Here is a 13010-nt window from a genome sequence, read left to right as displayed (position 1 = left end):
CCCGGCCGGCGACGGCGATTCGAGACGCTCAGCTACCGCGACGGCGAGATCGCGCTCCGTTTCGATCGTGCATCAGTCAGTCCCGTAGACCGTTACCGTCCGCGTGTCGCTCGCGTGGGTCGATCGGACCGACACCGGGAACGTATCGTCGTTCGCGACGGGGTAGGTGTCGTAGCCAAGTCGGACCGTCGTCGTCTCACCGGGCGTGAGTCCGACGCTTCTGGAATCGACCACTGCCGGCGAATGGCCGACCACGAGTTCGACGTCGCCCGACCCCGCGGCTCCGCCGACGTTTTCGACGGTCGCGGTCACCGCGAGGAATTCGCCGCCCGACACCGGCGCGTTCGTTCCGGTGATCGACACGGCGAACTGCGCCGCGTCGCCGCCGTTGCCCCCGTCGCGCCCGTAGACGAGGACCGACTGCGAAGCACTGTCGTCGCCCGTCCGCACGCGGACGGGGAACTCGTCGTCGTTCGCGACGGGATAGGTGTCATAGCCTATCGTGACCGTCGTCGTCTCGCCAGCCCCGACGGCGACCGATCGGCTATCGACGGTCGTCGGATCGTGCCCCACCACGAGTTCGACCTCGCGACTCGCCGGCCCCTCGCCCGTGTTCGCGAGCGTGGCCGTCACCTCGAGGAACTCGCCACCCGTGACCGGTGCGTTCGTCTCGAGGCCGGTCACCGACAGATGGCCGTGTTCGGCCGCGTCATCGGTTCCGATGACGGTGACGTCGGTCTCGGCGGCGGCGTGGCGCGTCTCGACGCGGGCGGGGAACGTCTGGGTGTTGCGGACCGTCGCAGTGGTGAACTCGAGGGACACCGGCTCGGACTCGCCCGCGAACACCTCGACGGTCTCGCTGTCGACGTGGGTCGGATCGTGACCGACGATCAGATCGACGGTCGCCTCGACGAACCCGTGATAGGTCGAGTGCCCCTCGATCGCGACCTCGGCGTCGACGACGAGGTCCTCGCCGGCGTGAACCGGCGTGTTCGTCCCGGTGATCGAGACGTCACGCAGCGCCTCGACAGACGGGCCGTCGGTCTGGGCTGCCCGCGTCCGACCGTCGCGACAGATGGCCCACGCGGCCATCGGATAGCCGCCGATGAACCAGATCGCATCGCCCCCGGCCGTAGCGTAGGTGACCGTCGCCGTCGACCCCGACAGATCGGCCCGCTCGAGAAAGGTTGCGTTGCGCCCTTCCTGCCAGACGAGCCAGTGGAGAACGCCGTGGTCGTCGGCGGCCGTCGCGGTGACCTCGATCGACTCGTTCGGCGTGATAGTCGTGTCGGGTCCCGGTTCGCAGGTCAGTTCGACGGTCGGTGCCGACGGTGCGTCGTCGGTGACGGTAACCTGCCACGCGAGGCTCGCCCCGTCGACGGTCACCGACACCTCGTAGACGCCGGGCTCCTCGAATCGGCCGTGAGCCGCCGGATGCCCCGTCCGATACGTGTAACTCCAGAAGGGGGCCGCTCCCGCGAGGTCGGCCGCTCCCGGCCCCTCGACCGTCCACTCGGCCGTCGCCGGATCGACGCCCGGCGTTGCCGCCGCTTCGAACACGACGTCTTCGCCGGGCCGGACGCTCGTTGCGTCGTCGACTGGACACCCCCGCTCGAGTGCCCGCTGTGCCCGCCCGGTCCCGAGCGTCGCGAGCGCTCCCACGGTTCCCACCGCCGTGACGTACTCCCGCCTGTGCATACGCTGACATACCGCTCGGGGAACGGTATAGCTAATCGAAGCTCTCGGGAACGAACCGGCGCGAGGAAACGAACGTCCGGGTTTCCGGCTCGTTTCGGGCGGGAGTCGAACGCGGAGTCTCGAAAGGGTTTTTCGGCCCGACCGGCTGTGTACGACCAAATGGGGCTCGAGGACGAGATCGAGGAGATCGAAGAAGAAATCGCCAACACGCCCTACAACAAGTCCACGGAGGCCCACATCGGCCGGTTGAAGTCCAAGCTCGCCGAGAAAAAGGAGAAACTCGAGAACCAGCAGTCCGGCAGCGGCGGTGGCGGCGGCTACTCCGTCGAGAAACACGGCGACGCGACCGTCGCGCTGGTCGGCTTCCCGAGCGTCGGCAAGTCCTCGCTGTTGAACTCGATGACCAACGCCGAGAGCGAGACCGGCTCCTACGAGTTCACGACGCTGGACGTCAACCCCGGGATGCTCAGCCACCGCGGCGCGAACATCCAGATGTTGGACGTGCCCGGCCTGATCGAGGGCGCGGCCGCGGGCAAGGGCGACGGCCAGCAGGTACTCGCGGTCGTGCGCAACGCCGACCTGATCGTCTTCATGCTCTCGGTGTTCGAGATCGAACAGTACGACCGTCTCCAGAAGGAACTCCACGACATCAACATCCGCGTCGACCAGCAGCCCCCGCGGGTCACGGTCCGTCCGAAGATCAAAGACGGCATCAAGATCACCTCGAGTACCGACCAGGACCTAGACGAGGAGACGATCAAGCACGTCCTCCGCGAACACGGCTACGTCAACGCCGACGTCAACCTGCAAGAGAACGTCACCATCGACCGGCTGGTCGACGGCCTGATGGAAAATCGCGAGTACATCCCCTCGATCACCTGCGTCAACAAGGTCGACCTCATCGACCCCGACTACAAGGAAACCGTCGACGAGCAGTTGCGCGAGCGCGGCCTCGACCCCGAGGAAGTAACCTTCATCAGCGCCGAAGAGGAGAAGGGCCTCGAGGCGCTCAAGGATCGCCTCTGGGAGAACCTCGGGCTCATTCGGGTCTACATGGACAAACCCGGCCGCGGGATCGACTGGGAGGAGCCGCTGGTCGTCGAGGAAGGCGCGACCGTCGGCGAGGCCGTCGCGAAACTCGGCGGCGAGATGGAAGAGCGGTTCCGTTTTGCGCGAGTGACCGGCCCGAGTGCGGCCCACGACCAACAGCAGGTCGGGACGGATCACGTCCTCGAGGACGAGGACGTACTGAAACTGATTCTGCGACGGTAGCGCGTCGACGGGTTCGGCCGAGCGGACGATACCCTGCCGGAGACTATCAGTACGTCGCTTCCTACTCGAACGATTGCGTTTCGATTAGTGTGTGAATCGTTTCAGTGCGTACTATCGTCGGCTATACTGCCGTTTACTAGCCCGCCTCAGTGAGTTTCTGATAGCCTCGGGTTTCTGACCTGAACGGGTTCGAAACGGAACGCTCAAAAATATCCGGCAGCCCCACTAGTAGGTAGATATGGTTGCTATCGAGTGGCTCTCACAGTTGATCGGTTCGGGGATACTCTCGCTCGTCCCGCCGCTACTGGCGATCGCCCTTGCGATCGCGACCCGCCGACCGATGCTGGCGTTGTTTCTGGGCATCTGGTCGGGTGCGATCATCCATACCGGCGGCCACGGCATCGCACAGACCTTCGACTGGATCGTGGCCGCGATCATCGTCGACGACGGCTTCCACGTCCAGATCCTCGTCTTCACGCTGCTTCTGGGCTCCGGTGTCGCTCTCATCTGGCGACTCGGGGGCGCGATCGCCGTCCGAAACTGGGCCACAAACCGCCTCGAGACGCAACAGACCGTCGGACTGACCACGTGGGGGCTTGGCATCGCCATGTTCTTCGACGACTACGCCAACACCGCCATCGTCGGCAGTACCATGCGGGAAATCTCCGATCAGTTGCGGATCTCCCGCGAAAAGCTCGCCTACATCGTCGACTCGACGGCCGCGCCCGTCGCGACGCTTGGCATCTCGAGCTGGGTCGCGTTCCAGTTGTCGCTGATCGGCAGTGCCTACGAGGAGATGGGTGTCGCGGGTGAGGCCCCGACAGCGTTCGCGACCTTCGTACGCTCGATTCCGTACAACACCTACGCACTGCTGGCGATCGTCATGGTCGGGATCGTCGTCTACACTGGCCGGGACTACGGCGAAATGCTCGACGCCGAACACCGCGCCCGGACGACGGGCGCGGTCAACCGCGAAGGGGCACAGCCGCTCCAGAAGGTCGAGGAAGACCTCGGCAAGCCGATCGACGAGCGGCCGATGTTGCGGACCTTCTTCGCGCCCGTCGTCGTCCTGGTCGCGGTCACGCTCGCGGGCGCGTTCTGGACGGGATATCAGTCCTGGCAGTCGAGTCAGGCCGAGGCGGGAGCGCCGACTGCGTTCGGTGCAGCCGTCAACGACGCGGGATTCACGCAGGTACTGATCGATGTCGTCGGGGCGGGCAGCTTCGCGACGGCGCTGATATGGGGTTCCTTCGCCATGGTCGTGACCGCGATCGCGATCGGCCTCGCCTACGGCCTGTTCGACATCGGCGAGGGCGTCGAGACCGTCATCGACGGGTTCGGAATCATGCTGACGGCGGTGACCATCCTCGTCCTCGCGTGGACGATCAGCAGCGTTGCGGAGACGCTCGGCACCGGCGAATACGTGGCGACTGTCGCCGAACCGTACCTCTCGGAGGCGTTGCTCCCCGTCCTCATCCTCTTCGTCGCCGCGTTCGTCGCGTTTACCATGGGGTCGTCGTGGGCGACGATGGGACTCGTCACCCCGATCGCGGTCCGGGTCGCCTACGAGTTCGGAAGCGGGTTCGAACTCGTTCCGGTCGCCGTCGGTGCCGTCTTCTCCGGTGCGATCTTCGGGGATCACGCCTCGCCGATCTCCGACACCACGGTCCTCTCGGCGACGTTCAGCGGTGCGGACCTGATCGATCACGTTCGCACGCAACTGCCCTACGCGCTGACCGTCTTCCTCGTGGTCGTCGGCTGTTACCTGCTCAACGGCTACCTCGGCGTCCCGCCGATCGTCTTCCTGCCGCTCGGCGTCGCCGCCCTCGTCGGCCTCGTCGTCGGCCTCTCGGAACTCGACGCCGGTCGGAAGGGGCTCGAGCCGGTTGCGACGGAGCCGGTCGTCTCCGGGCCCGAGCCAGAGGGAGAAATCGACGCGGACTCGACGGGTGGAGACGAGTAGCCCGCCGCCTCCGCCACGTTTTTGCCGTCTGCTGGCCTGTCTTCGCGTATGGACGGAACGCTCGATCACACGATGATTCGCGTCGCCGATCTGGAGGCGTCTCTCGACTGGTACCAGTCTCACCTCGACTATGAGGAGAAAGACCGCTACGAGGGCGACGGCTTCACCATCGTCTACCTCGGGCCCGAAGACATGCACGAGGACGGCGCGATGCTCGAGATCACCCACAACGAGGGCGAGGAGCCCGACGTGGGCGACGCCTGGGGGCACGTTGCGGTCCGCGTTCCCGAGGGCGAACTCGAGGACTACTACCAGCAGCTCATGGACGAGGGCGTCGACGATTATCGAGACCCCGAGTCCTGTGGCGGGCGCTACGCGTTCGTGAAAGACCCCGACGGTCACGAGATCGAGATCGTCCAGCGCGAGACCGGCGCGCTGTGGTCGCTCGATCACACCATGATCCGCGTCGAGGACGCCGACGAAGCGCTCGGCTTCTGGACCCGGAAGTTCGGCTACGACGAGGTCGGCCGCTGGGAGGCCGACACCTTCGCGAACTACTTCGTCGAACCCGCGGACGCCGCCGACGAGGCGATGTCCGTCGAACTCACATACAACTACGACGGCCGCAGCTACGATCTGGGCGACGCCTGGGGTCACCTCTGTGTCCGCCTCGACGACCTCCACGACGACTGGGAGCAGCTCATGACCCGGGAGGCCGAAGACTACCGCGATCCCGAGAGCTGCGACGACATGTACGCGTTCACCACGGACCAGGACGGCCACGAGATCGAACTCATCGAGCGGGATCTCGAGGCCGACTCGCTGTTCCCGTTCTGAGCCGCCTGCCGCCATTTGTTTCCCTTTTCGCGCGACGACGAGGCCGTCTCGAGCCGGTCAGCACTCGAGCCGTCGGCGACGAGGGCAACCGCTAGAGGTCCGGGATCGGCACGACGACGACCGGCCGGTCCGCATCCGCAAGCAATCCCCGCGTGGTCGAGCCGAGGTCGCGCGTCGCATCGGGATCGCCGCTGTGAGCCCCCACGACGAGTTCGTCGGCCGCCGAGGCTGTAGCCGCGTCGCGGAGTTCCGCGACCGGGGAGCCGGTACGGACCTCGGTCTCGACCTCGCCCACCGTCGCGAGCCGAACGGGGGCGACGTTCAACGCCTCCTCGCAGTCCCGGCGCGCCGTCGGGTCGTCGGCTGGCGCGACGGCGACCACGGTGACGGCGTCGTCGCCGTTCGCCCGTTCCTCGAGGTAATCACAGATCGCTGCGGTGGTGTGGACCGAGTCGGTTCCGACGAGATACTGCATGGCCGTTAGCAGGGTTGGGGTCGACACAAACCTATGGGATCGGGACCGTCGAACGCGTCGGTCGGGCGGATTTTCCGACTCGGAAAACGCTCTCGGATCACTAATAGGAACGGGGCAGTAGCGGGAAACGGGGGACGTGATAGGCAATCCCCGCACGCCTGCGTGGTCCCCCGCTTCCCCGCATCCGATCATCCCACGGCCGCGACGCCTGCCCCACACGTCCCCGCGATTCCCCCTCGCGCGGGGACGTGCGGCGTCGGCCGTTCCCCTGAGCGGTGGTCCCTGCCGCTTCGGCCCGCCTGACAACTCAATGCCGACCGTACAGCGAGTACGTGATCGCGACCAGCCCGAGCAAGCGACTCACGTTCTCGAGCAGTGCGATGACGACCTGATCGGGATCGACCAGCGTCGTCACGAAGACGTTGAGCAGGAAGGGAAACACCGTCAACAGCAGGAGTCCGATGGCCAGATAGAGCATCGACTGCGCGTCGTTGCGCCGGTACCCCCGGTACGCCTGATACGCGATAACCGCGCCGAACAACGCGACGAGGAAGAGACTCGCGACGGTCAACAGTTCGAACAGCGTCGCCTCGTCGATCCGGACGGCGTGCCGACTCATCGCATCCCCTCCCACATCCGGGTGAACTTGTCGGCGACGTCTTCCTCGCGATACGTCAACTCGAGTTCGAACGATCCCTCCTCCAAGGACAGTTCGAGGTGGTCGAGGTTCGCACTATAGACGCTGTAGTGGTTGCCGTCGGATGCGAGTTCGGTCTCCTCGGTGACGAGGCGACACTCCTCGAGGCGATCGAGTCGTCGATAGATCGTCGGGAGGGAGGCATCACACCGTTCGCTCAGGGTACTAGCAGACATGGGTTCGACGCTCGTGTGGGTGAGGATTTCCCGTGCGTACTCGTCGTCGAGAACCGAAAGCAGGGTCGACAGGTCGGTTTCCTCACTCACTGGTATGGCAGTTCCTTCCGCCATGGCTATCAAAAGCGGTCCGGTTTTTCTGGCTGAGAAAACACCCCGCCGTGGAGACGACATAGGGTTCGGAGAACGGAACGTGGGTGAGTAACATGGCTGTAGCGTGATGAGCATTGATAAGCGATGCGGCGTTCCCGTTCGAGGAACTGACATCCGGCTCATCACACGGACGTCGCTGGACGGTATCGTGGATTCGTTTTTGAGCAACGAGACGATGAGAGGATACGAATGTCAGACGTTTTCTATATCACCACCAATATTTTTCCAAGCTAGAGAATTTTTTAATAGATCGGAGCCGTATCTTCTATTGAGATAGAAGAATGAGTATGCTAAATTATATAACTATAACATTTTTGTTATACATGAGCGCTCTCCCAGCACTATACAGCGCCTATACGGTGTACGACAAGCGGCGGAAACCGGCAATCCAATGGTTTATTCTCTTCATGGTTCTGGCGGCCGCCTGGGCATTTCTTTACGCGACGATGAATCTAGTCCCAGCCGCTGGCCTTACGTATGCGATCGCGAACGTCTTCTGGACAGTCGTTACTGCAACAGGTGGCGCGTTCTTCCTGTTCGCGTATGAGTTTGCCTACAAACAACCGCTATCGAACAGAGCTGCCATCCTCTTTTTTCTGCCTGCGATCGTATTCTTCGCCCTTAGTTGGATCAATCCGGGTGATATCGTCTACACTGCCGAGTACACTGTTGGGACCGACGGCGTGCTTCAAGTCGGATTTCCACAAGGAATCCTGTTCGTCGGTATCGTTCAGGGATACGGCTATCTGATGACGATCGCCAGTACTGCGCTTTTCTTCGCAGAAGCCATCCACTCGGACGGAAAGCATCGCAGACGAGCGGTGACACTCGCGATATTCTTCATCGGCGTACTGGTCGCCACGACACTCACGATCGTCGATTACCTTCCCCCATACTACGATGGAACCGCGCTACTGTACGGGTTCGCGGGAATCTACTTCGCTCACTCCGTGAACCGGCATGGGTTTCTGGAGTTCTCACCCGTCGCTCGAAACCAAGCGTTCAATGCCATCAACGAAGCGGTCTTCATTCTTAACGCCGAAGACGAAATCATCGACGGGAACAGTACCGCTGCTGAAACGTTCGATGTGAACTTGGACTCCCGAGAACGTATCGAGGATGTCTTGCCGACCCGTTCTTCGACAGGCGAAATCAAAGGGGCGTTCTCTCGGACGGAGCGTGGCGAACTCAAGTACTATACAACGCAGACGCAACCGTTTGCGTACGGTCGTGGGTTGGCCGGGAAATTAATCGTCGTCGGAGAAATAACGGAACTCAAACAGCGGGAGAAAGAACTTGAGCGGATAAAAGACGTTCTAATCAGGTTCTTTCGACACGATATCCGTACGTCGATGCAGATTATTCTCGGTCAATCGGAAAGTCTCCAAAAGGACCTTCCCGATGGGGGTGACGATAATTTGACAGATATTGTGGATACATCGGAAGACATCGTGAACAAAGCCCACAAAATTAGGCTTATCGATAGTGTGATCGGTGAGGACCGGAACGTGGTTGCTAGCCTCCCGGAAATGGTCGAAGACGGTATAACGAAGGCCGAAATTCCCTCGGATACCGTTCTCGAGGTGTCAATCCACGATGTCGACGTGCAGTGTCATTCGAAATTCGCTTTCGCCGTTCAGGAACTAATCGAGAACGCGGTCGAACACCGTGGCCAGCCCGATCAAGCTACCGTGGTGCTTCGGAGCGAAATAGAGGAGCACGCTGTAACGTTATTCGTCGAAGACGACGGCCAGGGTATCCCCGAAACCGAACTCGAGGTGCTAAGAGAGGAAGGAGAGACCCAAATGAGTCATCTTAGCGGGATCGGACTCTGGATCGTGAAGTATCTGACCGAAAAGGCGGGCGGTGTCTTCGAGTGTAGAAATCAGCACAGCGGCGGTGCACAGGTCCGTATTACGCTTCCCGTTCCTGCGGAGTCCGAGGATGAGCCAGCCCGGACCGTTTCGGATAGGTAAGTGTTCACATGTTCTTCGAACGGAGCCATTCGACGGCGTTTTGATTCCATTCCCTCAGGAAATTTTAACTCAGCATGGTGCCTCGGTACGAGTACTGTGGATACACGGACCGTTCATACCCCCTTCCTGTTGAATCTCTGGCTTTGCATCGGCGCTGTGCTTATGGTATGCATAACCGCAATCACGCTCGATATCCCACTTTCAGCAATCGGTGTTGGGATACTCCTCCCTGCACTGGGCGTATACGTCATTTACGTCGAGGACCGGCGCAACATCAGTCCGGAAGACCGCATCAATAACGCGTACAGGACGGCGCTCGTCGAACGCTTCGATACGCCACTGCTCTATACGAGCCTCGCCAGTATCGTCATCTATCAGGCCATCACGCTCTTCTTTGCGATCGACCTCGCATCGACGTCACGAACGGGGCTCGCACTACTCATCGCACAATTGCCGCTCGTATTCATCTATACGTACGACGACTCGAAGCGCTATCCCTTCATTGATTCTGCATACGTCGCAGTGGTCTGGGCAGTGCTGATTTTCCTCCCGATATTTCTCAGTACGACGCTGCGTGTTACGATGCCAACGGTGGCGGTGTTCATGGCCTGGTTCGCCATTATTTTTGCAGGTGTCGAGTCGAGGAACGTAAACGATATCACCGGAGACGACGAAGTGAACCGCGCGACTGTTGCCTCTATTCTCGGCCCGCACCGGACGAAATACCTCGTGTTGTCATTGAAAACAGCCGGACTCGGTACGATCTACGGGTTTGGCGGAGTGATTCCGGCACTCCTCACGGTAGTATACCTGCTGTATCTCTCCCTGTTTCGTAAACTGACACGGAATATCACCCCGCCACCGGAGTACCGACCCGGAGAGCCGTCGAACGGGACGTGGTGAGAAGGGGTACTACTGCCGGAGAGAAACCCGGGCCAAACATCGTCTACAACACGCGAGGATCGTCTCGAGTCAGGTCTGTCCACCGGGTAGACGTCTCGGTGACACCCTCCTCGCCGTAAACGGCGAGGCTTCCCGTACCGCAGGTTGGGCTATTTGCCGGTCTACGATACGACCTGTTCTCTCGTGGTGAACGTCCCGCTCTCGCGGTCGAACAGGTGTACCGATGGCTGTGCCACACAGCCGTTACTCCTATCCTCACCGTGAGGACTCGGAGTTATCTTCTGTCGCATGTTTTCCGCCCCGTTACAATCCGCGTTGGCTACTAACTCACACGACGAGCAAACGTATAGGCCACGTTCGACACGGTTCGACGGCGTGTCGTCACCACACCGTGAGCAGGTCTTACTGGTGTTCCACTCGTTCTCCTTCAGCACTTCAACGCCACGAATCTTGCCTTTGTATTTGAGGTACTGGTAGATGCGGTCAAACGCCCATGAGTGCAACTTCTTGTTTCCCGTCTTGCCCCAGTCTGATTCTCGTACGTCTTCAGGCCAACTCACCGCGAGCGTGCCGACACCACGTTCGACACACTCGGTAATGATGGTGTCCGTGAGAACGTGGTAAAAATGCGTCTCGCGGTCTGCGAGTTTCCGACGCGCCCACATCGACTTTTCTGACGGGCCGTTCTCACCTTCGGTGTCGTACTCTCTACGAGTGAAGTAGTGCTTGTCCTGTTTGAGCGAGTTCCCCGGGTACAGGACGTATTCGTCGGGGAATGCGACCGTGGCCATATTCGTGATGCCAAGGTCGATACCTGCCACTTCGTCGCCTGTGGTGTCGTTCCTTTCGAGTTCGATCTTGCAGACGAGGTGCAATTCCCACTCGTCGCCGTTCCAGACCGCCCGAACGTTCTGTACCTTGTTGACCTTCGAAAGGTCAACGTCTGGGCGCGTCTGATACTCACAGAGGATGAAGTCAGACCAGTTTTCTTTGAGGTTCGAGCCTTTGCTGAGTCGGACACGGTTGTTCTCGGGGTCGTGTTTGAACCCGTCTGCTTTGAACGTGATTGTGGAACGTGGTCGGGTGTCGCCGTATTTGCGGTAGCCGGGCGGATTCGCCGCTGAGTCTGTCTGTCGCAGATCGAACCACGACTGGAAAGCGTCGGAAAGTTCTTCGATGACTTTCTGACTAGATTGGGCGTTCAAGTCTTTCCAGCACGGCTGGTTCTTCATATACGCCTTCAGCACCCCTTCAGCTGGGATTTCGCCGGTTGCGTTCCAGATACGGTCGGCTGTCCAGCGTGCGACGTTCCAAATTTTGGAGGCAGAGTCTCCGAGCGAATCGAGGCCATCGCTGACCTGTCGCTGGTTCTGGATGGAACCAATGTAGGTGCGCGTGACCTCAATCGCCATGCATAGCCTATGTAGATAATTCTACTTAATGATGTGGATTAGCGTGGAATATCCGGTCTGCCACCGAGCGGTGGATTGTGGGGTTGAGTGACGCGATTCACGCCCGGCGTAAACGCCGGGATTCTCTCGCTGCTTAAAGATAGATACTCCGAGTCGGAGACGTGTCCGGCCCCAAGCCGGTGACGGATCCGGGTCCTGGTTGCGTTCGCCGCTTGCTGTACTCGCTTCGGCGTGTCGCGGGTTGTCGGTCGTCGAGCCGACACACGAATTGTGTATAGCAATATCTGATTTATCCACTACACAGCGGATCAGCACCGCCCGCTCTCGCCGCCGGCCCACTCGAGCCAATCGAACAATCGCTTCCGCAATCGGTCCTCGGCCGCCCGCGAGAAGCGATGGCCTTCGCCAGCGAACCGCTCGAGGAGGACGTCGGTCTCGAGTCGCCGAGCGGCCGCGAAGCTGTCGGCGGGATCGACGACGTCGTCGGCCCCGCCGTGGAAGATCGCGACCGGGACCGAGAGCGATTCGACGACGTCGTCGAAGGGGTAGCGATCCAGCGCCTCGAGAAACCGACGGTCGATCCGTTCGCCGGTCTCGAACTGCACCGCCCCATCGCGGTCGATGGTCGACCGATACTCGTCGAACGTATCGGTAGTCGTCACGGGCGCACGCGTCGCGACCGCCCGCACCCGGTCGTCCGTCGCAGCGGCGTGGACAGCCATTTTCCCGCCGAAACTCGAGCCAAAGAGGACGTACGAGTCCGGATCGAAGTACTCGATGACGGCACGGAGATCTGCCAGTCGAGCCTCGAGGGTGGCGTCGACGAACGCACCGTCGGACTCGCCACAGCCCCGGCAGTCGAACCGGACGGCGTTGTACCCCTCCCTGACGGCCCGCCGACACCGGCCCTCGTAGCTGCCGGACTTGTCGCTGCGGAGGCCGTGACAGAACACGATCCAGTCGTCCGAGTCGGCCTGGTGATGAACCGCGGCGACCTCGGGGGGCGACCCCGTCGCCGTCGCCGTTTCGATCGGGATCCTGTGTGATTCCGGCATCGTCCCGGACGACGGGCGGCAGCGTCTTGATCCCGACGCTCCCCGAGAGAAAGTGCGGGTGCCGACTCGAGCGCCCGAGCCCCGGCCGGCGAATCGTTTATCGCTCCCGACGGGGTTGGTCCGACTATGACCCGCACGACCTACCGGTGTCCGTGTGGTGCCCGCCTCGAGTTCAAACAGGACCTGCGGAAGGAACGCGGGACGCCGACGCCCAAGTGGAAATGCAAGGACTGTGGGACGCCGGTACCGGGGATGACGGCCGAGAAGATCCGGCACCAGCATCCGTCCTGAGTCGCGACTCGATCGATGCGTTCGTCTCGTGCCCCGGAGTATAAACCACATTCAGATATACGGATTCGGACGGTCCCGGTCGAGCGCGACTCGAGGATGACC

General features: G+C 61.5%; 12 protein-coding genes. 6 read left to right on the top strand and 6 right to left on the bottom strand.

The genetic code is table 11. The annotated features are described in order from the left end of the window. Window positions 1-72: 72 nt before the first annotated feature. Window positions 73-1698: a COG1361 family protein gene (locus NP511_RS16925; protein ID WP_049966397.1), complete on the bottom strand. Its 1626-nt coding sequence runs from the start codon at window positions 1696-1698 to the stop codon at window positions 73-75. Between the two features lie 159 nt (window positions 1699-1857). Here NP511_RS16925 and NP511_RS16920 point away from each other — a divergent pair, with 159 nt between their 5' ends. The 3 genes from NP511_RS16920 to NP511_RS16910 all read left to right on the top strand — a co-directional run bounded on the left by NP511_RS16920 (window position 1858) and on the right by NP511_RS16910 (window position 5770). After that, window positions 1858-2970, top strand: a complete 1113-nt coding sequence (locus NP511_RS16920) for an OBG GTPase family GTP-binding protein (RefSeq protein ID WP_006179529.1) — start codon at window positions 1858-1860, stop codon at window positions 2968-2970. Window positions 2971-3208: 238 nt separating this feature from the next. Next, a complete protein-coding gene (locus tag NP511_RS16915; protein WP_049966396.1) occupies window positions 3209-4933 on the top strand; it encodes a Na+/H+ antiporter NhaC family protein in 1725 nt (574 codons plus the stop codon). Window positions 4934-4981: 48 nt separating this feature from the next. Further along, window positions 4982-5770, top strand: a complete 789-nt coding sequence (locus tag NP511_RS16910; RefSeq protein ID WP_049966395.1) for a VOC family protein — start codon at window positions 4982-4984, stop codon at window positions 5768-5770. A gap of 91 nt (window positions 5771-5861) precedes the next feature. Here NP511_RS16910 and NP511_RS16905 read toward each other — a convergent pair whose 3' ends face one another. The 3 genes from NP511_RS16905 to NP511_RS16895 form a co-directional block, all read right to left on the bottom strand. Next, on the bottom strand, window positions 5862-6245 hold the full coding sequence (locus tag NP511_RS16905; RefSeq protein WP_049966394.1) for a universal stress protein: 384 nt from the start codon (window positions 6243-6245) through the stop codon (window positions 5862-5864). 307 nt (window positions 6246-6552) lie between these two features. Further along, complete coding sequence (locus NP511_RS16900; RefSeq protein WP_049966393.1) at window positions 6553-6864, bottom strand: DUF7521 family protein; 312 nt, start codon at window positions 6862-6864, stop codon at window positions 6553-6555. Then, window positions 6861-7208, bottom strand: a complete 348-nt coding sequence (locus tag NP511_RS16895; protein ID WP_006179535.1) for an ArsR/SmtB family transcription factor — start codon at window positions 7206-7208, stop codon at window positions 6861-6863. Before NP511_RS16895 ends, NP511_RS16900 begins: the two co-directional genes overlap by 4 nt. Window positions 7209-7594: 386 nt before the next feature. On the opposite strand from NP511_RS16895, the gene NP511_RS16890 reads away from it, so the two are divergent. Both NP511_RS16890 and NP511_RS16885 read left to right on the top strand, forming a co-directional pair. Continuing rightward, the gene (locus tag NP511_RS16890) at window positions 7595-9247 is read left to right on the top strand and encodes a sensor histidine kinase (RefSeq protein WP_233274359.1); all 1653 of its coding nucleotides are present in this window, start codon (window positions 7595-7597) and stop codon (window positions 9245-9247) included. A gap of 96 nt (window positions 9248-9343) precedes the next feature. Beyond that, on the top strand, window positions 9344-10150 hold the full coding sequence (locus tag NP511_RS16885; protein WP_233274358.1) for a UbiA prenyltransferase family protein: 807 nt from the start codon (window positions 9344-9346) through the stop codon (window positions 10148-10150). A gap of 161 nt (window positions 10151-10311) precedes the next feature. Here the strand turns inward: NP511_RS16885 and NP511_RS16880 are convergent, their stop codons facing one another. After that, window positions 10312-11562 carry an RNA-guided endonuclease InsQ/TnpB family protein gene (locus tag NP511_RS16880; RefSeq protein ID WP_049966390.1) on the bottom strand — a complete coding sequence of 417 codons (1251 nt, stop codon included), beginning with the start codon at window positions 11560-11562 and terminating at the stop codon, window positions 10312-10314. 308 nt (window positions 11563-11870) lie between these two features. Beyond that, complete coding sequence (locus NP511_RS16875) at window positions 11871-12617, bottom strand: alpha/beta hydrolase family protein (protein ID WP_049966389.1); 747 nt, start codon at window positions 12615-12617, stop codon at window positions 11871-11873. A gap of 126 nt (window positions 12618-12743) precedes the next feature. Here NP511_RS16875 and NP511_RS16870 point away from each other — a divergent pair, with 126 nt between their 5' ends. Further along, complete coding sequence (locus tag NP511_RS16870; protein WP_162834900.1) at window positions 12744-12908, top strand: hypothetical protein; 165 nt, start codon at window positions 12744-12746, stop codon at window positions 12906-12908. Window positions 12909-13010 lie beyond the last annotated feature (102 nt).

It is taken from the genome of Natrinema thermotolerans, assembly GCF_031165565.1.
Classification (GTDB): Archaea; Halobacteriota; Halobacteria; order Halobacteriales; family Natrialbaceae; genus Natrinema; species Natrinema thermotolerans.
The sequence above is the reverse complement of the archived record's forward strand: the minus strand, read 5'-3'. Positions and strand labels throughout refer to the sequence as shown.